Annotated in this window: 11 protein-coding genes; 5 read left to right on the plus strand and 6 right to left on the minus strand. The window is 71.0% G+C overall.

Annotated elements, in window-relative coordinates:
- Nucleotides 1-65: 65 nt before the first annotated feature.
- A complete protein-coding gene (locus tag ACX9TP_RS25435; RefSeq protein ID WP_482973204.1) occupies nucleotides 66-2,822 on the minus strand; it encodes a cation-translocating P-type ATPase in 2,757 nt (918 codons plus the stop codon).
- Between the two features lie 134 nt (nucleotides 2,823-2,956).
- On the opposite strand from ACX9TP_RS25435, the gene ACX9TP_RS25440 reads away from it, so the two are divergent.
- Nucleotides 2,957-4,084, plus strand: a complete 1,128-nt coding sequence (locus ACX9TP_RS25440; protein ID WP_482973205.1) for a hypothetical protein — start codon at nucleotides 2,957-2,959, stop codon at nucleotides 4,082-4,084.
- Between the two features lie 6 nt (nucleotides 4,085-4,090).
- On the opposite strand, the gene ACX9TP_RS25445 is transcribed toward ACX9TP_RS25440, so the two are convergent.
- The gene (locus ACX9TP_RS25445) at nucleotides 4,091-5,965 is read right to left on the minus strand and encodes a GNAT family N-acetyltransferase (protein ID WP_482973206.1); all 1,875 of its coding nucleotides are present in this window, start codon (nucleotides 5,963-5,965) and stop codon (nucleotides 4,091-4,093) included.
- 971 nt (nucleotides 5,966-6,936) lie between these two features.
- Here ACX9TP_RS25445 and ACX9TP_RS25450 point away from each other — a divergent pair.
- Nucleotides 6,937-7,512, plus strand: a complete 576-nt coding sequence (locus tag ACX9TP_RS25450) for a hypothetical protein (RefSeq protein ID WP_482973207.1) — start codon at nucleotides 6,937-6,939, stop codon at nucleotides 7,510-7,512.
- Here the strand turns inward: ACX9TP_RS25450 and ACX9TP_RS25455 are convergent.
- Nucleotides 7,477-7,947 carry a hypothetical protein gene (locus ACX9TP_RS25455; protein ID WP_482973208.1) on the minus strand — a complete coding sequence of 157 codons (471 nt, stop codon included), beginning with the start codon at nucleotides 7,945-7,947 and terminating at the stop codon, nucleotides 7,477-7,479. The genes ACX9TP_RS25450 and ACX9TP_RS25455 overlap by 36 nt on opposite strands.
- Nucleotides 7,948-8,432: 485 nt before the next feature.
- Between ACX9TP_RS25455 and ACX9TP_RS25460 the strand changes: the two genes are divergently transcribed.
- Nucleotides 8,433-9,209: a glucosaminidase domain-containing protein gene (locus ACX9TP_RS25460; RefSeq protein WP_482973209.1), complete on the plus strand. Its 777-nt coding sequence runs from the start codon at nucleotides 8,433-8,435 to the stop codon at nucleotides 9,207-9,209.
- A gap of 399 nt (nucleotides 9,210-9,608) precedes the next feature.
- Nucleotides 9,609-11,543 carry a serine hydrolase domain-containing protein gene (locus tag ACX9TP_RS25465; protein ID WP_482973210.1) on the plus strand — a complete coding sequence of 645 codons (1,935 nt, stop codon included), beginning with the start codon at nucleotides 9,609-9,611 and terminating at the stop codon, nucleotides 11,541-11,543.
- Nucleotides 11,544-11,590: 47 nt separating this feature from the next.
- Here the strand turns inward: ACX9TP_RS25465 and ACX9TP_RS25470 are convergent, their stop codons facing one another.
- Together ACX9TP_RS25470 and ACX9TP_RS25475 are read right to left on the minus strand one after the other, a co-directional pair.
- Nucleotides 11,591-12,151: a hypothetical protein gene (locus tag ACX9TP_RS25470; RefSeq protein WP_482973211.1), complete on the minus strand. Its 561-nt coding sequence runs from the start codon at nucleotides 12,149-12,151 to the stop codon at nucleotides 11,591-11,593.
- Nucleotides 12,148-23,538: a PKD domain-containing protein gene (locus tag ACX9TP_RS25475; protein ID WP_482973212.1), complete on the minus strand. Its 11,391-nt coding sequence runs from the start codon at nucleotides 23,536-23,538 to the stop codon at nucleotides 12,148-12,150. Before ACX9TP_RS25475 ends, ACX9TP_RS25470 begins: the two co-directional genes overlap by 4 nt.
- Nucleotides 23,539-23,778: 240 nt before the next feature.
- Between ACX9TP_RS25475 and ACX9TP_RS25480 the strand changes: the two genes are divergently transcribed.
- Nucleotides 23,779-24,702, plus strand: a complete 924-nt coding sequence (locus ACX9TP_RS25480) for a helix-turn-helix domain-containing protein (RefSeq protein ID WP_482973213.1) — start codon at nucleotides 23,779-23,781, stop codon at nucleotides 24,700-24,702.
- A 25-nt stretch (nucleotides 24,703-24,727) separates the two neighbouring features.
- Here ACX9TP_RS25480 and ACX9TP_RS25485 read toward each other — a convergent pair whose 3' ends face one another.
- The gene (locus tag ACX9TP_RS25485; protein ID WP_482973214.1) at nucleotides 24,728-25,117 is read right to left on the minus strand and encodes a hypothetical protein; all 390 of its coding nucleotides are present in this window, start codon (nucleotides 25,115-25,117) and stop codon (nucleotides 24,728-24,730) included.
- Nucleotides 25,118-25,349: the final 232 nt, after the last annotated feature.

Below are 25,349 nucleotides of genomic sequence, written 5' to 3' on the forward strand. Positions count from 1 at the left end.
GGCCAGGCACAGCAAGCCCCGCCTCCTTCGCAGGCGAGAAGCGTGTGGGCGGCATGGGGATGGGCTCACGACATCCCGTCGCCCGTCCGGCCGGAGGGTCCGCAACGACGTGAAGCACGATCTTGGGCCTGCAGTCGGCGGAGGGGATGATGAGGACGGTGACGGACCCACGCCTTGCGCGCCTCCTCCAGCGCGAGCATCCCCAGGGCGAACGGAAGCACGAAGGGCCAGAGCGCCGCGGGCGGCGGGGCGGTGGTGAAGACGTGGTTGCCCCACGGCGTGTAGAGGATGAACACGAGCAGCAGCAACTCCACCGCCACGCCCAGCAGCAGCAGCGGGTTGTCGCGCACCCGCGCGGAGAAGGTGGGGGCACGCTCCGTCCGGCACAGCAGCACGTTGGCCACCTGCATGACGATGATGGCGCCCAGGCACGCGGCCATGGCCTGGAGGTGCAGTGGGGCATTCCACGGCAATGGCTCGCCGTAGCGCCAGCCGCCGCGCTCCAGCACGAAGAAGAAGGCGGCCATGGCGGCAGTGGCCTCCATCACCCCCAGGAAGAGGTAGGCGCGCACGAGCAGCCGCCCATCCAGCAGTCGTTTCCTGAAGTCCGAGGGCGGCTGGTGCATCACCCGGGCGTGGGGCGGCTCGGCTCCCAGCGCCAGCGCGGGCAGCATGTCGGTGCCCAGGTCCACCGCGAGGATTTGCAGGATGCTCAGCGGCAGCGGAATGCGCAGCAGCACGAAGGCCAGATACGGAATGATTTCTGGAACATTGGAGGTGAGGATGTAGGTGAGGAACTTGCGGATGTTGGAGTAGACGGCGCGCCCCTCCTCCACCCCGGCGACGATGCTGGCGAAGTTGTCGTCCGCGAGCACCACGTCCGCGGCCTCGCGCGCCACATCCGTGCCCGACAGCCCCATGGCGATGCCGATGTGCGCCTCCTTCATCGCGGGCGCGTCATTCACCCCGTCCCCGGTGACGGCCACCACCTCATGCTTGCGCTTGAGGGCCATCACCACGCGCCGCTTGTCCACCGGAGCCACGCGGGCAAAGAGCACCTCTGGCGCGTCCAGGGCAATCTGGAGCTGGGCGTCCGACAACCGCCGCAGGTCCGCGCTGGTGAGCACCACCGGCCGCGCCGCGCGCACCAGTCCCACCTGCCGCGCCACCGCCTCCGCCGTGCGCGGGTGGTCTCCGGTGACGAGGATGACGCGGATACCCGCCTCGCGGCAGCGCTGGATGGCCTCCGGCACCTCCGGACGGATGGGGTCCTCCAGTCCCACCAGCCCCGAGAGCACCAGCCCTTCCTCCCAGTGCGACGGCTCCACCCCTTCCGCGAGCCGCCGGTACGCAAGGGCGAGCACCCGCAGGCCCTCCTGCGCGAGCGCCTCGCCCGCGCGCCGGAAGCGTTCGGCCTCCCCGGTCGTCAATGGGCGCACGCCCTCCTCGGCGTCCACCTCCCGGCACAGGGGCAGCACCGCCTCCACCGCGCCCTTGGTGTACAGGACGCGGCCTCCAGCCATGCGGTGCAGGGTGGAGAGGCGCTTGCGCTCGGAGTCGAAGGGCAGCTCGTCCTCCCGCGGCGCCTCCAGCGGCCCGTGCAGCGCCCGGGTCCCCAGGTGCAACAGCGCCACCTCCATCGGCTCTCCGGCCAGCTCCAGCTCGCCGTTGCGGCGCACCTCCTGGAGGGTGTGGCACAGCCGCGCGCCCTCGAAGAGGTGCCGGTGCGGGCCGGCCAGCGCGCCCAGCGCCTGGGGCGAGGTGGCGTGGCGCCCGCTGGCGACGAAGAGGGTGCGCGCCTCCATCCGGTTCTCCGTGAGGGTGCCCGTCTTGTCGGTGCAGATGACGGTGGCCGAGCCCAGCGTCTCCACGGAGACGAGGTCTCTCACCACCACGTTGCGCTTCGCCATGCGCTGCGAAGCCATGGCCAGCGACAGCGTGACGGTGGGCAGCAGCCCCTCGGGCACGTTGGCCACGATGATGCCGATGGCGAACAGGAGGTTCTCCCAGGGCGGCAGCCCCAGCGCTCGGCCGATGAGGAAGAAGACGACTCCGAGCGCCGTGGCCAGCGCCGCGACGATGCGGCCCAACCGGACGATTTCCCGCTGCAGCGGGGAGAGCTCCACGGACGTCACCTGCGTGAGGTGGGCAATCCGCCCGAACTCCGTCTGCATGCCGGTGGCGAAGACGAGCGCGCGCAGCCGGCCGGTGGTGAGGAAGGTGCCCGCCAGCACCACGTTGGCGCCGTGGACCAGGTCGTCCTCCTGGCTGGGCGCGGCCTCGCGAGGTTCCGCGGAGGACTCACCGGTGATGGTGGCGTTGTTCACCTGCGCCCCATGCGCCTCCAGCACGCGCGCGTCCGCGGGCACCTGGTCGCCCTCCTCCAGCACGAGCACATCCCCGGGCACCAGCGCGGCGGCGGGCAGCAGGCAGACCTGGCCGTCGCGCAGCACCTTCACCTCGCCCGGCAGCAGCCGGCGCAGCGACGCGAGGGCCCGCTCCGCGCGGTATTCCTGGACGAAGGAGAACAGCCCGTTGACGAGGATGACCCCCAGGATGGCGAAGCCCAGCGTCGCCATTCCCTGCCCCGGCTCCTGCCACGCCGACATGAAGGCCAGGGCCGCCGCCGCCCAGAGCACGAGCGCGAAGAAGTGGGTGAACTGACGCACCAGCCGGCGGGCCAGCGACTCCTGGCGGGCATGGGAGACCTGGTTGGGGCCGAACTCCCGCTGGCGGCGCTCCGCCTCGGCGCGGGTGAGCCCCCCGGCCCCGCTGCCCAGGCTGAGCAGGCTCTCCGCCACCGTGAGGTGATGAATCTTCATGGGCCCATCTCCAGCACATGTTGCGCAATGCGAGCAGGGAGGCGGAAGGCTCCGGGAAGGGAGCGCTGGAGGCCCTGTCCGTTCGCCCCTGCCCTGCTTGCGACACCCGGGCGCGCGGCACACCTGATGAGTGCATGTCGCTCATCCACGAATTCATGCCGGATTGCTCGCTGCGCGAAGTGGACCGGGTCGCCGTTGCCGCGACTCCCGAGCAGGCCTGGGCCGCGGTGCGCGCCATCGACCTGAGCCACATCCCGTTCATCCGCTGGCTCTTCGCCCTCCGGCTGCTTCCCGAGCGCCTCCTCGCCCGGCTTCGTGACAAGCCACTCCAGCGGAGCCCCTCCATGCGCATCGAGGACATCGTCGCGCCGGGCAATGGCTTCATCCTGCTGGGCGAGGAGCCCGGGCGCGAGTTGGTGGTCGGCTCCATCGGCCGTTTCTGGCAGCCTCGCATCGACTTCGTGGAGGTGACGCCCGCGCGCTTCACCGCGTTCGAGGCGCCGGGCTTCGGCAAGCTCACCTGGAATCTGCGGGTGGACCCGCGCGAAGGAGGCGGCGCCTGGATTGGCGTCGAGCTGCGCGTGACGGCGACGGATGCGACGTCATGGGCTCGCTTCCGGCGGTACTGGGGGCTGATTGGCCGGTTCTCCCGGGCCATCCGCAAGGGCGAGCTCCACAGGCTGCGGCGGGAGCTGGGCCCTGCGCGGTCCGAGAAGCAGGTGGCCCTGCCTGGCGATGAGCTCCTCCCGGAGGCGCGGCTGCAGCGGACCCACGCACGCACCCTCGAGGCACCGCCCAGCCGTGTCTGGCCCTGGCTCGTCCAGATGGGCTGCCAGCGCGGGGGCTGGTACAGCCTGGACCGCCTGGACAATGCGGGCATCCCCAGCGCGGACCGCATCCTCCCGCGGTTCCAGCACCTGTCTGTCGGAGACATCCTCCCCGCGCGCCCTACGGGCTCCGACGGGTTCGGCGTGCTCCGCCTGGAGCCGGAGCGCCTGCTCGTCCTGGGCACTCCGTCATTGCTCTCAGGCGGACCGGGGGGCGCGGGGGAGGTGCAGAATCGCTCGACCTGGGGGTTCGTGCTCCAGCCCGTGGGCAAGGATGCGACCCGGCTGGTGGTCCGGGTGCGCGCCGACTACAGGCCAGGTCCTCGCATGACGCTCATGACGCTCCTCCTGGTTGCGGCGCACGCGCTGATGGAGCGGGTACAGCTTCGCAACCTGGGGAGGCGCGTCGTCGGGCCGTCTGCCTCCATGGCCTGACGCGCCTCACCTGGAAGGACTCGACTCCGCCGGTGGCCCCCTGGGGAAGAGCATCTCCAGATGGTAGACGCCATCCACGTGGCGCGAGCGGATGGGCAGACCGCTCTCGTGGAAGACGTCCAGCATGGGCTTGTTCGTCACCAGCACGTCCGCCTGGAAGCCGGGAAGCCCTCGGGCCATGGCCGCCTCGCGGATGCGGCGCATCAGCAGCGTGCCCACGCCGCGGCCCTGCCAGTCGTCGCGCACCACGAAGGCCACGTCCGCGAGCCGGGTGGCCGGGTCCACGACATAGCGCACCACGCCCACCACCTCGTCCGTTCCCGGCGGGCAGGCCACCAGCGCCAGGTTCTGCTCGTAGTCCAGGTCCACGAGCTGCTGCATCTCCTCGTGCGGATGCTCCTTCTTCAGCCCCAGGAAGCGTCGGTAGCAGCTCTCGCTCGACAGGCCGTACATGAGGTCCTGCAAGGCGCGCTCGTCGGTGATGCGCGCCGGGCGGATGAGCAACGCGTCCCCGGACAGCGTGCGCTCCTGCCTCGCCTCGGCCCAGGGGTAGCACGCCCGGGGCACCACCTGGTCCGGCAACACCCACTTGCGCCCCTTGGCCGAGGCCATCAGCTCGCCCCGGAAGTCCGGGTGGGCGATGTCGATGAGGGCCAGGGCGCGCTCGCGGATGTTCCTGCCCCACAGGTCGGCCACGCCATACTCCGTCACGACGTAGTGCACGTCACCCCGGCTGGTGACGACGCCGGTGCCCGGCTCCAACGCCACCTGGATGCGGCTCACGGTGCCCCCCTTCGCCGTCGAGGGCAGGGCGATGATGGGCTTTCCTCCCCGGCTCCGGCGCGCCCCGCGCATGAAGTCCACCTGCCCGCCAATGCCCGAGTAGAAGCACCCGCCCAGCGTGTCCGCCGCCACCTGCCCGGTGAGGTCCACCGCCAGCGCGCCGTTGATGGCAATCATCTTCTCGTTGCCCGCGACCACCATCGGGTCGTTGGTGAAGTCGCTCGGGCGCATTTCGATGGCCGGGTTCTCGTGCGCCCACGCGTAGAGCGGGTGGCTGCCCATGATGAAGGAGGTCACCAGCTTGCCCGGCAGCAATGTCTTCTTGCGCCCGGTGATGACGCCCGCCTCCACCAGCCGCATGACGCCGTCGGACAGCATCTCCGTGTGAATGCCCAGGTCGTGGTGGCCGCCGAGCTGCGCCAGCACCGCATCCGGAATCTTCCCGATGCCCGTCTGCAGCGTGGCCCCGTCCGGAATGAGCCGGGCGATGTGCGCGCCAATCCGCCGCGAGACCTCATCCCCGGGCTCGGCGTGGGCCTCCAGCAGGGGGGCGTCCACCGGCACCAGGTGGTGGATGCGGCGCACGTCCAGGAACGAGTCCCCATGCGTGCGCGGCATGTTCGGGTTCACCTCGGCCATCAGCAGGGTTGCCGCGTCCACGGCGCTGCGCACCACGTCCACGGACACGCCGAGGCTGACGTAGCCATGCGAGTCCGGCGGGCTCACCTGGAGCAGCGCCACGTCGATGCGGACGCGGCGGCTGCGGATGAGCTCCGGAATCTCCGAGAGGAAGACCGGCATGAAGTCCGCCCTGCCCTCCTGAACGGCCTGACGCACGTTGGGGCCGATGAAGAAGGCGATGTGTCGGAAGCGCCGCGCGTGGGCGGCCTCGACGTAGGGCGCCGGGCCGAGCGTCAGGAGGTGAACCACCTCGTTGTCGGCCAGGTGTTCGCCCTTCTCCACCATGGCCCGAACCAGCGTCACCGGCTCCGCCGCCCCCGAGCCGATGAGGATGCGCCTCCCCGGAGGGATGCTGCCAATCGCCTCCTCGGCGGTGACCACCTTGTCCGCGTACCGCTGACGCCAGTCTCGTTGCATGGGCATACCTCTGCGGTAAGCACTGCGTGTTCCACCGGCGTGACCCGCGCGTGGGAGCGTCCGGACGCAAGCCGTGCGCATTGCCGGAGGCAGCCATGCAGACGTTGCGCTGCTCCCTCTGACGGAGGTGGACGGCCCGCGGTTCTTCGTCGTGGACACCGCGCGTTGGAAGAGCGACGCGACAGCGGGCGGCACGGGGAAGGTGCGGGACTTCCCTCGCGACGAGTCGGGCGGTGGGCGGTATACAGCGTCGCCCTACGGCAGCGTGACGTCGGAGGGCGCTACTCCATCCTGGACTTCTACCTCCGGGGCCCGGGCGCGGAGTTCGATTGTCCCTTCGCGTCCAGCCGCGTGCGGCAGACGGAGACTCGGGTGAACCGCTTCCGGCTCGGCTCAGACGACGCCCCGCTGGACGTCACGCTGGATGATGTCCGGCTCGACATAAAGCGGTAGCGGAACGCGGGTGGCGTGGGGGCGTTTGGCTCCACGGCCGCGGTCTCGGTTGCGCAACACGGACGCAGCAGACCTTCGAGAACGCGCTGCGGATGCTGAGGCCCGGCGGCACGCTCTCCAGCCTGGGTGTGTACTCCGGCAAACTGCGGCTGTCCTACGACGCGCTCGCGGCCGGGCTGGGGACCAGCGCATCGTCACACCACCCTGTGCATGGGCGGCAAGGAGCGAATACGCCGCCTCATTGCCCTGCTGCAATCCTGTCCGCGTGGGGAGCGATGCCCGTACCTCCCTGCGGTGTCCGCCTCGGTTCTCTCCTCCATCGAGGGACTTGGGCAGGGCGCGAGGGCCAGTTCGACAGGCGAGGCGTGGATGCTTTTCGCTGTAAATGATTATTAGGTTTCGACAGGGCCGCCAACCGGAGGAGCCGTCATGCCTACTGCACTACTCAAGCTCAGGAGCTACAGCATCAAGAAGGAAGACGACGGCGCCTTCGGTAATGGAGTCGACCTGTATCTTGCGTGGATTATCCAAAGCCCGTACGCCAGGAAGCCAACGTCTCAAGACCCCACGGCGGGTTGACGGTCTCCGGGTCGAAGTCGCGCGTCTTCAACGATTTTCTGTTCTCAATTCCGATACCTGCTGGGCAGTTCGCGATAGTCCAGCTGTACATGTACGAGTCGGACGAGACGACACCCTATGTAGCTCGTGCATTCCAGCAAATGAAGGTTCCCACATTGAGCGACTACCACCTGCCTCCTGATGCAATCGTCACCGACGTGATGGCGATTGCGGGCGGCAACGTCGTGGCTGCAGCAGCCGGCGTTTCCGACATTCTTTATCGTTTCTACCAGGGCCAAAAGTTCAACACGGACGACAATTACGGAAAATGGACCTTCATCTTCGTCGCCAGATCCGCATCAGAAATCGACTATGGAGCCGTCCTCTCCTCGAACAAGAAGCATCAACTGAGGTGCGCCCCCAGGGCTCCCTTCCGACGACGTTGTTACCCGCGTTTGTTGATGGCGAGAACAATATTCAAGCAAATATCGAAGCCCAGGTCATCGTGGTCTGAGCGTGCGTCTCCATGTGAGTGACCTGCTGTCGCTACCGGCATGAGGCTGTAGGCCGTCTGGATGCCGCTGGCCTCCAGCCTCCTGCTCAGACGCCTCGTAGAAGAAGAAGTTCCCGAACCGCGTGATGCGGTACACGAGCAAGTAGCCGCTTCCCAGCGCCGTCATCTCTGGCGAACCCTGGCTGAGCCCGGAGACGTCGGGGGTCATGCGAAAGCCTCCGGGGACCCGCACGTCACCGCCGCAACTCACCGGTGTGCCCCAAATGCCCGGCTCCGTGCGCTCATCCAGCGCCTGCGTGGCCGGCATGTCTGGCGGCATGAGGAGCAGGAGGTTCGCGGACACTCCATGGACGAGCTCCCAGAGCTGCGGCTCATCCTTCCGGAATCGTGGGCCACGGTGAGGGCCCGTGATGCAGGATTTCGCCAGCCCGAGCCGGTAGAGGAGTTGGTCGAGCATCCGCTGCTCCTCCGGTGAGGCCTACAGCTGGAGGAAGCGCAGCGTGGACTCCATTCCATGCAACTTCGCCCAGGGCACGCCCCGGGACGGAAGCCAGCTTCCGGCTCCGCTCGAGTCCGGCACTCTCACGAGCCGCTTCTCCGGGTACGACGCGGCCTGGCCGTCATGGGGTTTCCCCTCGCGGCTCCGGACGCAACAGGGGACAGGTCCCCCTCCCCTCGCTCCAAAGCGTCAGGACAGGGGTAGAAATGGCCTCGTTCGACATCCATCGAGCAACCAGCACGGGGGCAAGCGGTGTGGCCGCGTCTCGACGGCGGAGGCGCTCGCAAGCGCGGCCAGTCCACGCTGCGCTTCTCACGGACATCTGAGCACGCGCCCGGTTCGCACCGGGGAGAGGCGGATGCTCCAACCCACATTGACTGCGGGTGCTGGCGAACGCGGCACTCCGTACACACCGTTTGATGGAAACAGTCAGGAGGTGCACCATGCCAGCCAGCTTCGAATCACTCCTTCCAGCCACCGGCCAAGCCTTCATCGATCGTGTCCGAGTCGACGCGATGATGAGCCAGAGCGAAACGCGGGTGCCGGCCTCCGTCACACTTGCCCAGGCGTGCCTCGAGAGCGCGTATGGAGCGTCCGACCTCTCACGCCTCGCCAACAACTTTTTCGGCATCAAGGGAACAGGCCCTGCCGGCTCTATCACCCTGCCCACCAGTGAATATGTGAACGGACAGTGGTGCACCGTGAATGCGGCATTCCGCAAGTACAACACTGCCTCGGAGTCCTTCGCGGACCATGGGTGGTTCCTGCGACAGAACAGCCGGTATGCGAACGCCTTCAACTACACGGGCGATGCCGCGCGATTCGCGCAGGAAATCCACCGCGCCGGTTATGCGACCGACCCACAGTACTCAACCAAGCTGATCTCCATCATCAACCAGTATGTGCTGACCCTCTTTGATGCCCAGCCGGCCACCCTCATGTACGAGGGCAGCGCCTTGCAGTGCCCGGTGGTGCTGATAGGCGGCTCCTCCTTCGCCCCCATCCGGAAGCTCGCTGAACAACTCGGCTTCCGCGTGGACTGGGACGGCCAGGTCAAGGTCAACGGCCAGTACGTCAGCTTCACCTACTGGGCGGACAACGCTTCGAGGACATGGGCCAAGGTCGTCGACATCGTGCGTTTCGTCACCTTCAACGTGTCATGGAATGAAGCGAATCGACAGATCCTCATCACCGAGCCGGGCAGAAACCTCTACGCCTGACCCCCACGGACTTCGCGAGCGCCACTTCGCCTGCGCGCGGCCCCCGTGGCGCAGGCATCTGCTTCTTCTATTTGGGTGCGCTCCGGATAGGCAGCCTCGCCGGACATGTCTCGCCTGCCTTCCTCCGTCAGAAGGGCGGAGCGGCGGAAGGAGGCGTTCCAACGTCTGCCGGGCCTCGTCGAGTTCCCCGGCCTGCCTTCCTCGTCGTCCAACAGGCCGAAGTCCTGGGTGAGCCGTTCCCAGTACCGCGGCGACTGCGTGGGGGGCCATCTTCCTCAGCATTCGAAGGAAGAGTGCGCGGTAATCCCCTTTGAAGCTGGGAGCCTGTGTTAGCCGCTGGACACGCAAGGGCCTCCGCGGACGAAGGCCCTCGCCCGGAGCGCTCGTCATCCTGTCCGGATGCTCGGCATCGCCATCCTCGGGCTCGTACTCGGACTCTCACTTCCGGCATGGGGCCAGACGCAGGCGGTGGGTCAGGAGGCCCGCCTGCTCGGGCCCAGGGACCCGGTGGAGCTGGGGGCCTTCCTGGACGGCGCCATCGCCGCCCAGTTGGAGGCCCTGAACGTGCCGGGGGCCGCGCTGGTGGTGGTGCGGGATGGCCGCGTCCTCCATGCCCGGAGCCATGGGTACGCCGACCTCGAGCAGCACCGCCCCGTCCGGGACGAGACGCTCTTCCGCATCGGCTCCATCAGCAAGCTGTTCACGTGGACGGCGGTCATGCAGCTGGCCGAGCAGGGACGGGTGGACCTGGATGCCGACGTCAACCAGTACCTGAAGGACTTCCAGATACCCGCGACGTATCCCGAGCCCATCACCCTCCGCCACCTGATGTCCCATACGGCCGGGTTCGAGGACAACAGCCTGGGCGGCATCCTGCGGGAGGCATCCCAGCTCGAGCCGCTGGCGCAGGTGCTGGCGCGAAAGCTCCCCGCCCGGGTACGCCCCCCGGGAATCGCGTCCAGCTACTCCAACTACGGCACGGCCCTGGCCGGCCACATCGTCGAGCGGGTGTCGGGGATGCCGTTCGAGCTCTACATCGAGAAAGCCATCCTGGAGCCGCTGGACATGCGGCACAGCACCTTCCGCCAGCCACTCCCGCCCGGACTGGCCGAGCACCTGGCCACCGGCTACCACCGGAGCGAAGGCATGAGCTGGGAAGGAGGCTTCGAGTACCTCGACACGCAGCCAGACGGCGCGATGAGCGCGAGCGCGCCCGACATGGCGAGGTTCATGATTGCCCACCTGCAGGAGGGCCGGTACGGAGACCGCCGCATCCTGCGCGAGGACACCGCGAGGCGGATGCATCGCCGCTCCTTCAGCGCGCATCCGGCCCTGGACGGCTGGGCGCACGGCTTCGCGGAGGGCCGCTCCCACGGCCAGCGGCTGCTGTCGCACGACGGCGGGACGGGGCTGTTCCGCGCGGACCTGGTGCTCCTCCCGGAAACGGGCGTGGGGCTGTTCGTCGCCTTCAATGCGCGGGACGTGGGCGGCCCCATCGACGCGGCCACGGAGCAGCTCATCAAGGTGTTCCTGGACCGCTACTACCCCGAGGACCCGCCGCTGCCTCCGCCCACGCCCATGGCCGGGAGCGCGGAGCGGACGAGGCGGTACACCGGGGTCTACGGACCGACCCGGCGCGGCTACACCAACCTCCAGGCGGGCAGTGTGCTGGAGAATCAGCTCCAGGTGAGTGCCGGACCCCAGGGCTCCCTGCTCATCTCCACCAATGGCTCGTCTCCAATCCGCTTCGTGGAGGTGTCCCCGGCCCTGTTCGCCCCGGCCGAGGATGGCCTGCCCGAGCAGCTGCTGGCCTTCCGCGTGGAGGCGGACGAGCGCGCCAGCTACCTCGCCGCTGGTACGGAGTCGTTCGACCGGTTGCCCTGGTACCAGACCCAGCGCTTCAACACGGGGCTGTTGGCCGCCGTGAGTCTGCTCTTCGCATCGGCCGTCGTGTGCTGGCCCCTGGCGGCCCTCTGGAGGCGGGCGCGGAGCGCGCAAGGCGCCACACGCTCCCGCCACCCCGAGCGGTGGGCCGCGGGCATTCTCAGCGTGCTCGGCCTGTTCCTGCTGCTGGGGCAGGTGTACATGACGCGCCATGCGGCCGACGTGACATGGTTGGCCTTCTTCGGGATGCCGCCCTTCGCCCGCGTGCTGCTCCTGCTCGTGCAGGCCGTGGCGGTGCTCACGCCCGTGGCCCTCCTGCTCACCGTGCGTGCCTGGTGGAAGCACTCGGGCGGAGTGCCCGCGCGCCTCCACGTCACGAGCGTCACCCTGGCCGCCGTGGCCCTGGTGTGGAGGCTCGCGAGCTGGAACCTGCTGGGTGTCACCTCCTGAGCCTCCATCCTCTACCTACCCTTTGCGTCGGAAAAACTCCTGGCCTCTCAGGCCTTGTCCATGTCCCCGGCGGCCTTCTTCGCGGCGCGCCGGCGCTGTGCCATGCCCGCGCTCACCACGCGCCGGAGCGAGCGGTAGATTTTCGAGTAGTCCTCATGCGCGAGCTGCTGGCCGGTCTCGAGGTGAACCACCTTCTCCACGGCCACCAGCCCACCCGCGTGGCGGCGGCCCTCCGCGTCCGGCGGGCCGACCTCCACGCTGGGCAGCCCGGTCAGGCTCAGCCAGGCGCGCACGTTGCCCTGGTCGGGCGCGAGCAGCTCGGGGGTCAGGCGGGTGGAGCCGAAGTAGACCACCGCGCGGCGGTAGCCGGCGCCAGCCGGGGTCTCGGCCAGCGCCCGCTCCAGCTGCTCGAGCGGGTAGCAGTACAGGTACCCGTCGGTGCGCCGCGCCGACGCGGACCAGATGCGGTCCTCCCCGGCGACGACATAGGGCGCGTACTCGGGCGGCAGGCCCCGCCCGAGCCACTCCTGGAACACGTCGAGCGGGGCGCCGAACTCCAGCCGGCTGCCCCCCGCTCTCCGCCACTGTGCATCCGAGAATCGCGTCATCGCTTCTTCAGGAACTTCTTGGACTGGTAGTCCACGTACAGGACCCGAGCATACTTGACCGTGGGCACCGAGCCCGGCTTGTCGAAGTCCTCCGGAGCGAATGTCTTGGCGGTGTACAGGTCCACGATGGCCCGGCGCTCGCGCGACACCGGCAGCCCGCCCTTGGTGCCGCGGCCCACCTGCACGGCGATGTACAGGTAGCTACCGCCCGCCAACTGCCGCCGGAAGGCGAGGTCCGCGAAGCGCTTGCGCGTTCCGCCCACCGCGGCCCGCTCCGGCACGCTGCCACCGGAGACGAGCTCCCAGCCCTCGAAGCACTGGAGGAAGAAGTCCTCCACCCACTTGACCACGTCGGTGTGGGGCTTGGAGCCGCGCCGGCCATTGGGGTTGGGCGCCATCGCCGCGCTGGCGGCGAACCCGGCCGACGCGGAGTTTATCAGGCCCTCGAGCCCGTCGGTGGCGAAGGCGAACAGCGCGTCGGCGGTCTCCAGCTGGTAGGCGCCGTACTCGCCGAACTCGGTGCCGCCCTCCTCGCCCATCTCCACGCCGAGGACGAAGCTCTGGATCGCCCCGTACAGCCAGGCGCCCGCGGCGATGTACGCGATGCTCCGCGCGATGCTCATGTTCGCGTGCAGGCGCAGCGGCACCGAGATGGCGATGCACATCACCGGTGAGGCGCCGAAGCTGCCGATGAACAGGCCGCTCGGGTCGGTGTTGTTGACCGGGTCGGCGTGCGCGTAGGCGTAGCGGTGGTAGGACAGCGGCGCCTCGGGGCGACCGGGGGCCGGGTCCACGCTGAGGAAGCGGCCGGTCTCCGGGTCCATCCACCGGGCGCGGTGGTAGGCGAAGCCGGTCGTCGGGTCGCGAGGCTCGCCCGCGAACAGGTAGCGGTTGGCGTCCGTGCCGGTGCGGCCGATCAGCTCGCCGAAGGCGTCGTAGGTCCAGGTGTCGGTGACCGCACCCGACTCGTCGGAGAGCGCGCGCACCGAGCCGAGGGCGTCGGCGTGGAAGTAGCGGGTGCCGCCGGGCCGGATGACGGACAGGAGCTCGTCGCCCACGCGGGTATAGAGGGCGACCAGGTGGCCCGCGCCGTCGAGCTCGGCCACGGTGTGGCTCAGCTCGCCGCTCGCGTCCACCAGCAGGCGGGTGGTTTGCGCGGCGCCCGCGGCGGGCGTGGTGCGCGTCTCCACGAGGTTGCCGGCCGCGTCGTACGCGTGCTCCACGCGGGTGCCGTCGGCGAGCGTGACGCGCCGCAGCCGGTCCGCGTCGGACCACTCGAGCGTGGCCGCGCCCGGGCCGGAGCGCGAGACCACGCGCCCGTCCGCGTCCCAGCCGTAGTCCGCGCCGCCCTGGCGCAGCAGCCGGTCGCGCGTGTCGAACTGGGCCGTGCGCTCCGCGCCGCCGGCGCTCACCAGGACGCGGTTGCCCACCGCGTCGTAGGCGAAGGTGCGCTCGGCGGCGCCCGCGGCGGTGGTGACCCGCTCGCCGGTGAGGCGCTGGAGCGCGTCGTACGCGTAGGCGCGCGAGGTGCCGTCCGCCTCGTCTACCCGCAGGCGCTCGCCCGCCGCGCCCAGCGCGTAGTCGAAGCCGGCGAGCGCCGTGCCGTCGGCGCGGCTGGTGCGCACGGAGGTCAGGCGAGAGAGCGCGTCGCGGCCCAGCCCGGTCTCCACGCCGTTGGGGAAGCGCACCGCGGTGCGGGCGCCGGCCGCGTCGTACTCGAACGCGTACGGGCGGCCCTCCGCGTCCACCACGCCCGCCACCCGTCCGGCGGCGTCGTAGGTGTAGCGCGTGGTGTACTCGCGCCCGCCGGCGACGGCGGTGAGCGAGGTGCGGCGGCCTGCGCTGTCGTAGCCGTAGGCGAGCGCGGTGCCGTCGGGGTTCGTCACCCGGGCCAGGCGCCCGCGCGCGTCGTAGGCGTAGCGGGTGGTGCCGCGTGCGTCCGTGACGCTCTCGCGGCGGCCGCCCGGCGTGTAGGCGTACTCCACCTGCTCGCCGTCGGCCGCGGTGGTGCGCACCAGCCGGCCGGCGACGTCGTAGGCGTAGGTCGTGGCACGGCCGGACGGCGCGGTGCGCTTCACCAGGCGGCCGAGCGCATCGTACTCGCGCTTCTCTGTCTCACCGGTCGGCAGCCGGTGCTCGAGCACGCGGCCCAGCCCGTCGAGCACGCGCCGGGTGGTGCGCCCGGCCGCGTCGGTGGTGGCCACGCGGCGGCCAGCCGCGTCGTACGCGAAGGACGTCACCCCGCCCAGGGCGTCGGTGACCGAGGCGAGGCGCCCGGCCGCGTCGTACCCGAAGCGGGTCTCTCGGCCCGCCGCGTCCACCTCCAGAACCTTGCGGCCCTCGACGTCGTACCCGGCGCGAGTCTGGGTGCCGTCCGCCAGCAGCGTGCGCGTCAGGCGGCCGGCGGCGTCGTACTCGTAGCGGGTGGTGCGGCCGAGCGGGTCGACGAGCTCGGTGCGGTTGCCGGCCGCGTCGTACGCGTAGCGGGTGACGGCGCCGTCCGGGCCGGTGGTGCGCACCAGCTGGTCGGCCGCGTCGTACTCGTGGCGGGTCGTGCGGCCCAGCCCGTCCGTCTCCGCGACGAGGCGCCCGGCGGCGTCGTACTCACGCTGCTCGGCGGTGCCGTCCGGGTGGGTGATGGCGGTGATGCGGCCGACCGCGTCGTAGGTGATGCGCGTCTCGCCGCCCTCCGGGTCCACCTCCAGCACCAGCCGGCCCTCGGCGTCGTAGGCCCGCCGGGTGACGGCGCCGTCGGGACCCACGCGCCTGACCTCGCGCCCGAGCGCGTCGCGCTCGATGAGCGTGGCATTGCCCTCCGCGTCCTCCTCGCGCACCCGGTTGCCCGCCTCGTCGTAGGCGAAGCGCTCCACGGTGCCGTCCGGGCGCACGCGCTCGGTGACCCGGCCCGCGCCGTCGTAGGCGTAGCGGGTGGTGAGCGTGACCGGGCCGGCGGGGGTGTTCAGCGTGGTGGAGGCGGTGAGCCGGCGGCCCTTGCCGTCGTACGTGTAGTCGGTCGCCTTGCCCTCCGGCTCGCTCATCCGGGTCACTCGCCCGTCGCGGCTGTAGTCCAGCGAGGTGGTGACGCCGTGGGCATCGGTGCGGCCGAGCAGGTTGCCGACCGGGTCGTACGCCATCTTCACGGTGGCGCCGGTGGCGTCGGTGGTGCGGGCGCGCCGGCCGTTCGAGTCGTAGCCGTGGGTGGTGGTGTTGCCGAGCTCGTCGGTCTCGGTGAGCACCTTGCCCCGCCCGTCGTACGAGCGCGTGCGGGTGTGGCCGAGCGCGTCCGTCTCGCTCAGCACATTGCCCCTGGCGTCGTAGGCATAGGTGGTGGTGTGGCCGAGCGGGTCGGTCTGCGTCAGCAGGTTGCCCCACTCGTCGAAGCTGCGCTCGGTCGTGTGGCCCAGCGCGTCCGTCTCGCGCACCAGGTTGCCGGCCGCGTCGTACTCGAGCACCCGGGCGTGGCCGAGCCGGTCGGTGACGACCTGCTGGCGCGCCGCGGTGGAGTGGGCGTACGTCACCGCCTTGCCAGCGGCGTCCACCTGCCGCAGCACGCGGCCCTGCGCGTCGTACTCGACGCGGGCCACCGCCACGCCGCGCGGGTCGACGATGCGGGTCAGGTAGTGGGCGCCGTCGTACTCGAAGCGGGTGGTGTGCCCGTCGCGGTCGGTCACTGCCACCAGGTCGCCGCGCGCATCGTAGGCGTAGGTGAGCGACCGCTTGTCCGGGTCCGTCATGCGGGTGATGCGGCCCTGGGCGTCACGCTCGAACGCGACCGCGGCGCCCGTCGAGTGCGTGATGCCCTGCGCGGAGAAGGCCATCACGTCGCCCGCCGGGGTACGCACCCGCCGCACGCCGAAGCTGCGGTCGATCTCGTAGACAGTCCCATCCGACGTGGTCAGCTGGAAGTGCTGCGGGTCGACCGGCTCGAAGTCGAAGTTGGTGAGCGTCACCGGGCCGGGCAGCCCGGCGCTGCGCTCCACGTACAGGCCCTGCCCGTCCAGCGCGACCAGCTCACCGTCGGTGCCCGGCAGCGGCTCGAAGGTGAGGTCCGCGGTGGTGATGGGGTAGATCAGCTGGCAGTCCGGCGCCACCGAGGCCTGGAACCGGTAGAGCGTGCCGTCCGGGAAGCTGATGGTGACGAGGTTGGCCCGGGTGGGCCGCATGCACCAGTTGGGGAAGAAGCTGCCCGTCTTGTACTGCTCCCAGTTGCGGCCCAGCTTGCCGGTGGTCGTCACCTGCACGTTGCGCACGCCCATGGTCCAGCCGTGGCCGAAGTCGCCCGAGCGCCGGTCGCGGCTGTCGTAGCTGCGGATGATGTCGATGGGCAGCCGGGCGAGCATCACCTCCAGGTCGGAGAAGGCGACGCTGAAGGGGCCCAGCTTGAGGCTGCCGTCCACCACCGCGCTGGCGGTGGCGACAGTCACCCCCGCGCTCGTCTCGGCGACCACCTGCACCGTGTAGGCGCCGTTGTTGAGCAGGGTCGGATCGAAGGTGCCGAGCACCCCGTTCGTCACCGGGCCCGTGCCCGAGCCGAACACCGTGCACGTGCCGGCCGGGGCGGTGCCGGGCGCGCCGGGGCAGGCCTCGACCCGCCAGGCGCCCTCGCTCACGCTGCCGCGGATGGGGGTGAGCGTGGTGAGGGTGACGCCGTCCACCGGCTCCGTGAGCGACGCCACGGGCAGCGCGCCCGGGGGCGCGGCCACGTCCACCACGGTGTCCGCCTGGGCGCTCCGCTCACCGTCGCTGGCGGTCAGCCGCAGCACGTAGCGGCCAGGGAATCTGAAGGTGGCATGGCTGGTGGCCGAGCCCGCGTCGGAGAAGACGACCTCGCCGGGGCCGCTCGCCACGCTCCACGCCAGCTGCAGCCCGCCACCCTCGGGCAGCCCGTCGTCGGAGGCGCTGCCCTGCAGCTGTGTCACGCGCTCGGGGTGCGCGAGCGCCTGGGCGGGCCCCGCGCTCACGCTGGGCGCGCGGTTGGTCTGCACCACGCGTACGCTCACCTCGGCCCAGGCGCTCTTCTCGCCGTCGCTCGCGGTGAGGCGCAGCACGTAGGCGCCCGGGCCGGAGAAGCTGGCCTGGGTGACCGCCATGTCCGGGCGGCTGAACGTCACGGTGCCGGGGCCGCTGGTCACGGTCCACGACATCGCCAGCGCGCCGGCGGCGGGCAGGCCGTCGTCGCGCACGCTGCCGCTGAGCAGCGCGGTGGCGGGCAGCTCCACCTGGGCCGGGGCGCTGGCGGCCACCACCGGCGCCTTGTTCTCCACGTACGGAGTGACGCGCACCACCTTGGAGGCGAAGGCGATCCACTCGCCGTCGGAGGCCGACAGCTCGAGCACGTAGTCACCCGCGGCGCCGAACGCCGCGGGGGTCGAGGCCGCGGCCGCGTCCCGGAAGGTGACCGTGCCCGGGCCGCTGAGCTTCTTCCACTGGATGGCGAGCGTGCCGCCGGAGGGCCGGCCGTCGTCCGTCACCTTGCCGGCGAGCGCGACGTCGTCGGCTGGCTGCATCACGGAGAGGCCGGGGCCGGGGTCCACGTCTGGCGGCAGGTTGGTCCCGGGCTCGGCCAGCACGGTGAGGAACGTGTCCGCCGAGCCGGTCAGCCGCGAGTCGCTCACGGTCAGCCGCAGCTGGTAGGTGCCGGGCGCGGTGACCGACACGCCCGTGGACGCCTGGGTGGGCGCGGTGAAGGCGAGCCCCGAGGGGCCGGCCACCTGCGTCCACTGGTACGTCAGCGGGCTGCCCTGCGGCAGGCCGTCGTCCGCCGCGCTGCCGCTGAGGGTCGTCGTGCGGGTGGGCAGGGTCAGGGTGCGGCTGGGGCCGGCGCTCACCACCGGGGCCTTGTTGCCGGGCGTGGCGGAGCCCACCACCACCGCCATCTCGGCCCAGGCGATGAACTGGGTGTCGCTCGCGCTCAGGCGCAGCACGTACGTGCCGGCGGCACTGAACGTCGCGCTGGTGGCGGGAGAGGACGCGGTGGCGAACGTCACCGTGCCCGGGCCGCTCACCTTGCTCCACTGCGTGGTGAAGGCCGCGCCCTGGGGCAGGCCGTCATCGGCCGCGCTGCCGTCCAGCTGCGCCGCCTGCGACAGGCTGATGGCGCGGTTGGGCCCGGCGGAGACCTGGGGGGGCGCGTTCAGCGGCGCCGGAGCGCCCACGGCCACCACCACGTCGGCGCTCGCGGTGAGCGCGGTGTCGGTGGCGCTCAGGCGCAGCACGTAGGTGCCGGCGGCGCCGAACGTCGCGGTGGTGCTCGCCGCGGCGGCGTTCGCGAACGACACGCTGCTGGGGCCGCTCACGCGTGTCCACTGCTGGGTGACGGCGGCGCCCTGGGGCAGGCCGTCGTCCAGCACGCTGCCCTGCAGCGCCGCGGGGGCGCCGAGCGCGACCGACAGGTTGGGCCCTGCGCTCACCTGGGGCGCCCGGTTCGTCGGCGGCGGGGCCTGCACCTGCACGGCCACGTCCGCGGTGCGCGTCAGGTGGCCGTCGAAGGCGGTCAGCCGCAGCACGTAGGCGCCCGCGGCCGAGAAGCTCGCCTGGGTGGCGAGCGCGGCTGGGGCGTCGAACGTCACTGTCCCGGGGCCGCTCACCTTGCTCCAGGTGGTGCTCAGGCCGCCGCCCTCGGGCAGGCCGTCGTCGGTCGCCGTGGCGGACAGGCCCGCGGTGTCGGGGAGGGTGATGGAGGCCGGGCCCGTGGCGCTCACCTCGGGCGGCAGGTTGAGCGGCTCCACCGTGTAGGTGGTCTCGTCGCTCGCCGAGTGCGTGCCGTCGCTCGCCGTCAGCTTGAGCACGTAGGTGCCCGGGGCGCTGAAGGTGACGTCGGTGGACTCCTGGGCCGGGTGGGCGAAGGTGGTCGTGCCCGGGCCGCTCACCTGGCTCCAGGCGAGCGTGAGGGGGCCGCCCTGCAACAGCGCGTCGTCGCACGCGCTGCCCGTCACGTGGCCCACGTTGGGCAGGGTGATGCCGCGGTCGCGGCCCGCGCTCACGCTGGGGGCGCCGTTGACGGGGGCCTCCAGCACGTAGCTGTCCGTGCCCACGCTGAGGCTGTAGAGGACGGGGCTCTCGCCCTTGCTCGAGCGCTTGAAGGCGACGGACACCTTGAGGTAGCGCCCGGTGGGCACCTCGAAGTCCTGGCCGCTCTTCACCACGACGGGGGCACTGAAGGGCCCGGCCGCGGCCGCCGCGCTCTGCACGCTCACCTTGAGGCTTGCGTCGCCGCACGCCGCGCCCTGCCAGGCCACCTTGCCCCAGGCGCTGTCCGCCTTGCCGCTGTCGTACACGTACGACCAGGTGCCGTTGTCCGGCGCGCCCGACAGCGTCGAGCCCGTCATGTCCGAGTAGTTGTAGAGGTAGCCGCCGAGGTCGCGGCTGGTGAAGTCCACCTGGCCGACGCGCGTGAAGCCGTCACCGCTCCACAGGGTCCCCCGCTTCGGGTCGATGCGGCTGACCGTCTGCGAGTAGTGGTTCGTCGCCCACACCCTGCCCTTGCCGTCCACCGCCACGCCCGTGGGGCCAGAGCCCACCGGCACGTTGCCCACGTGGCGCCCGTCGCTCTTGAGGTGGCCCACGGAGGACCCGTTCAGCGAGTGCGCCACCCACACGTCGCCGTCGGGCGCGACCACGCAGCCCTGGGCGCCGCCGGCGCCGTGGTAGTAGGTGCCCAGCAGCGTGCCGTCCGGCGCGAACTTGCGCACGTAGGGGCCGTACTCGGTCACCCACACGTTGTTGTCGGGCGCGAGGCACACGCCGTACGAGGTGTACGGCAGCGCGCGCCAGTTGACCCCGCTCACGCCGGAGAGCGGCCTGGCGGTGTCCCAGCGCATCAGCGGGTTGGTGGACCAGATGACGCCGTTGCGGTCGATGAGGCCGCCGTAGCCGCCGTACCCGACGCTCGGCTCCTGGCGTTTGATGACGCCGGTGGCCCCGTCGACCAGGTCGAAGTAGCGCCCGCCGGTGCCGCTCACCCAGATGTCGTTGTCCTCGGTCACCGACACGTGGCGCGTGCCGCTCGAGCGCACCTTGACGTAGTGCAGGATGCACTCGTCCTGGGCGGTCTGGACGGCCGCGTTGTTGGCCGTGCTGCTCGCGCTGCCCCAGGGGCGCACGTTGCCGTAGCCGGTCGAGGTGTCGATGACGCCGTTGCCGTTGCGGTCGACACACTGGCCGTTCTCGACCAGGCCGATGTGCACCAGGCTGTTGTTGGCGCGGTTGGTCGCCCACACGTTGCCGTTCTTGTCGACCGTGGTGCGCGACGGGTCCTTGCTCTCGTTGGCCGGCGCGGTCCAGTACTCGCCGAGCACCGCGCCCGTCTCGGTGTCGAGCTTCACCACCGTGCCCTTGGAGGAGACGGCGACCCAGATGAAGTTGAATGCGCGGGTCGTGTCGTCCAGGCGCAGGCCGTTGCCCTCGCGCACGACGTTGATGGCGTCCTCGCCCGGAGTGGGCGTGCCGCCGGGCAGCGTGGTGCCGCTGCCCTCACGCGGCAGCACGCGCACCACCATCTCGTCCTGGGCGGAGTACTGCGAGTCGGTGGCCACCAGGCGGAAGGTGTAGTCACCCGCCGCGCTGAAGGTCGCCGAGGTCGCCAGCTGCGTCCGGGCCCCGAGCGCGACCGGGGCCGGGCCGCCGACCTGCACCCAGGCATGGCTCACGGGCTCGGGCTTGCCGTCGTCCACCACCGTGCCGGCGAGCGCGGCCGCACCCGGCAGCGTCACGGTGAGGTCGGGGCCCGCGTCCACCAGGGGCGGGGCGTTCGTCACCCGCACCTGCGTGGTCGCGCTGGCGGAGACCGGCCCGTAGGCGCTCGCGCGCGCATCCGCCCAGCGCACCTGGGCCGACGTCGTCGCCTGGCCCGCCGCGGTGGTGGGCAGGCGGTGGTCGAAGGGGATGCTGAAGGCCGCGCCGCGCGCGAGCACCCCGCCGGGCAGCGCCACCTCGCGGGTGGTGCCGTCGGGCAGCAGGGCCGTCAGCACGATGCCGTGGGCGGCCGCGCTGCCCACGTTCTCCAGCCGCGCCACGTACTGCAGCGTGTCGCCGGCCTCGGCCTCCTCGGGCGCCTGCAGCGCGAGCGTCACCACCGGCAGCACGCGGGTGGTCCTCACGCTGCCCGTCAGCGGGCCGTAGCGGGCCTCGCACGCGGACGCCCAGTCGAGGCTGAACGGGAAGCCGAGCTGCTGCCGGTCCGAGGCGCGCAGCCGCGCGAGGTAGGCCGCGTCGTCCTCGCCCGCGCCCCGCGGCGCCACCGCGGGAGCGGTCAGTGCAACGGGCAGCGTGACCGCGGCGCCGGGCTCGAGCGTGAGCGGGGGCAGCGCTTGCGCGCCCTCCACCTGCAGGCGCGCGTCGGCCACCGGCGCGGTGCCGAAGTTGGTGATGGTGAAGGTGGCGGTGAACGTCTCGCCGGGCAGCACGGACAGGGGCCGCTCGTCTGTCACCATGAGGACGGGCAGGCGCGTGGTGGTGCTCACCTCGCGCATCAGCGGGCCGTAGGCGCCGTCCTTGGCGTCCGTCCACGCGAGCGTCGCGCCCGCGGCGTGCACCTGACCCTCGGCGTTGCGCAGCCGCTCCAGGTACGCCTGCAGGTCCTCGTCCGGGCCGCGCGGGGCGAGCTCGGGCAGCACCCACTCCACCGTGCGTGAGGTGGCCCCGCCTGGGTCGATCGCGCCCAGCGCCAGCTCCTGCCGGGTGGCGTCCGGCAGGGTGAGGGTGACGGTGGCGGCCTTGGCCTTGCCCAGGCCCAGGTTGGCGACGCTCACGGTGTAGACGATGCGGTTGCAGGGCGCCGCGCAGCTCGCCGCCGACAGGCCGAGCGCGAGCCGCGGGACGCGCACCCGGCTCCAGGAGCGCGCGTCCACCGGCAGCGTGGGCGCGCCCGAGGAGTCTCGGAACGTGACGCGGCCGCTGGAGAGGAGCGGCTGACCGTCGAGCGCGGCCAGGCGCGCGAGGTAGGCGGACTCGTCCTCGTCGTCGCCGCGGGGCGCGAGCGCCGGGGCCTGGCGGGGGAAGACGCGTGCCACCGTGGCCCCACCGGCCACGGTGCCGAGCTCGGCGCTCGCCTTGCCGGGCATGCCCGCGCCCGTGAAGTGCTCCACCACCGCCACGTCCAGTGCGGGCGAGGCGGACGCGTTGCCCACGTCGAGCGTCACGTCGTACGCCTCGCCGGGCGACACGAGGCTGGGCTGCTTCTGGGCGGCGGTGACCTGCGCGGGCACCGGCAGGCCGACGCGGCCGCCCCCGTCGACGACGGCCACCAGCGTGCCCCAGCCGGGCTTGCCCGGGACCGGGCCGTACACGGGCTCGGGGTGCACGCGCACCACGGCGAGCGAGGCCACGTTGCCGAACACCTTGCCCGTAGCCTTGTCCACCGCGGTGGTGACGAGCACGCCGATGTACTCGGGCAGCGTCGCGGGGGGGAACGAGTTGCCGCCCTTGGTGGTCCAGCAGCCGGCGGTCAGCTTCGGCGCGCCGCCCACGCGCGCGTCGGGCTGGCAGAGCGCGAAGTCGGAGAGCTCGTAGGCCCAGCCCTTGAGCTCGGCGTGCGCGTCGTACTCGCCGCCCGTCACCTGCTTGGCCCAGGAGTGACCCCAGAAGTTGACGGTGTCACCCAGCTTCAAGCCCGGCGTGTTGCCGCCCCAGATCGTGAACGCGGTGGGCAGGTAGCGCAGCCACTCGGCCGCGTCCTCGCTGGGGGCGTAGTACCCGTCGCCCGCGAACGTCGCCTGCACGTCGAGCCGCCCGGTGGCGCTCGCCGACGGCGGCACCGTGACCCGAGCGGTGCCCATGGTGTCGGTGATGGCGCTGGCGCGGAAGGCGCCGGCGGTGAAGGTCAGCGTGCGCCCGTGGATGGGCTGGCTGTCGTCCAGGCGGATCAGGCGCGCCTCGAGCAGCTGGGCCACGTCGCTCGGCCGGAGCGTGGGACCCTGCAGGCTCAGCAGCGTAGGGGCGCGCTCGAGCGTGAAGGGCGCGCTCACCTGCGAGGGGGCGTAGTGATCGTCCCCGGAGAAGGTCGCGCTCACCTCGAGCTCGCCGGCGGGCCCGGGCGGCCGCAGCTGCGTGCGGGCCACTCCGACCGCGTCCGTGGTGACCTGCTGCTCGACGGTGCCCAGCCGCAGCACCACCGCGCGGCCGACGAGCGGCCGACCTCCCCGATCCGACAGGCGCGCCGCGACGTTGACGTGCTCGCCATACGTCGCGCGCACCGCACCGACGTAGACGAGCTCGGAGGGCTCGAGGTCCGGCGCCGGCGTGCACTCGGCCTCGCTCGCGACGAGCGCCGCGCTCGAGCGCTGCTGCTCCGGGGGGGCCTGCGGGGTGGCGGAGCGCTCGCTGCACGCAGCTCCCATCACCAGGACAAGGACGGCATACGACCGCAACCAGGACGCACACATCGACATGGGGCCCCCCTCAAGCCTTACGGCCACACCGGGGGTGTGGCCAAGGTCGCCCGCTTCGTACACTGGCAGGCAAGCTTCTGTCCAATTGCAGGCAGACTGAAACTCCTGGGCGTCACCCGCTGAGAAGATTGAGCTTCGTGATTTGGTCCTCGGACTGAGCTCAATCCCGCCAAGGCCGTCCCGCGCGTCAAGAAGCCGAAGAAGCTCCCGCAGTACCTCAAGGCCGAGGAGGTCCCCCTGATGCTCGCGGCCCTGGAGCGTCGCTGGCGCCCGCTGTTCGCCACGGCGGTCTACACCGGGATGCGCAAGGGCGAGCTGCTCGCGCTGCGCAAGTCGGACGTGGACCTCACGGCGGGCACCGTCGTGGTGGCCCGGTCGCACGCGAGAGACACGACGAAGGGCGGCCACGCGGACCTGCTTCTCATCGCCGAGGGACTGGTGCCCTTCCTGCGCGAGGCCCTGGCTACCTCCTCCTCGGAGCTGCTGTTCCCTGCGGAGGACGGCTCGCAGCGTGCGCCGGACTCCGCGCTGCACAAGGTGCTGCGCCGGGCCCTGGCCGGCCATCACCTCGGAGATCTACGGCCGCCTCGACGTGTAGGACATGTGCAAGGGACGCAACCTGCTCGCGTTCGGGCCCTCGGTTTCGGCCCCGCCAGGGCCCTGCTTGCTGCTGAGACTCAGCCCGCTCCGCTTGCTGCTGGTTTGCTGCTGCAGTCCGGGAGCCCAAAAGTCGAAGGCCCTGGAGTCACCGGCTTTCACCGGAAACTCCAGGGCCTTCAGTTGGTCGGGGCGACAGGATTTGAACCTGCGACCACTTGCCCCCCAAGCAACCTCGAAGGCCGTCCAGACGTCACCAGCGGTTCACAACCCTTCGCAATTACTCGGATTTCTTCGCCTGGGACTGTCCAGCCGTCCCATCCAGTACTCCAGGATCCCAAAAATTTTGCTGCGATCTTGCTGCTGGGCTCTGCCTCGGCGCTACCGGTGACCTCCGGTTCAGGTCGGCTGCTGACCATACGGGAGGTCGCGGAACGGTTGGGCGTGTGCAGGGCCACCGTGTACCGCCTGTGCGAACAGGGCACACTACCCCACATCAGCGTCTCCAACTCGATTCGAGTCAGCGTGGAAACCTTAGATCAGTTCCTGCGGAAGCACACAGAGTAAGTGCCGTAGGTTAGTCCCTGTTGCTTCAACCAAGCCGGAGGAAATCGCGCTCTTGGAACCGGCAGGCAGCAAGAGCCTCTACCCACGACGAATCTTCAGCCCGACCGAGCGATGGGGGCATCATCGGCCAGCCTTCCGGGAACACCTCGGCGGAGAGACGAACTGCCAGCCCATGCAGGTCCGTGCGCTCCAAGTCCTCGCACATCTCCGTGTAGGCGCGCTGGGCTGGCCCACAACTCCCGGCCGCCCGCTTCCCCAGCAGCTCACGGAAGGACTCGCTGCGCCGGGCCGTATCCTTCACCACCTCCAAGAAGTCGTAGTGGTCTTCGACCTCATTGGCCTCTATTAGGCTCAGCAAGGCAGCCACGCCCTCCTCTCCCCACCGGCGGATGACCTTCAGGGTCTGCTTGACCACGCGCTCTCCCTCCTCAGTATCCATCCCCTCCGCGTGGTCATAGTCGATGTGGTGCGCCACCAAGCATATTAAAGCCTGCCGCCACACCTCACGCAGGCGAACACGTCGAAGTCGAACGCCCTCCTGAGCAACTGGGCCCAGCCTACTCGCGCGTCTTCTGTTTCATCGGCTCCTTGCTGGCCGCTGCTTTGGGCGCCACGCTCGTCTCCTCCGCTCCCACTTGGGGAGCACT

Source organism: Pyxidicoccus sp. M15, assembly GCF_056858435.1.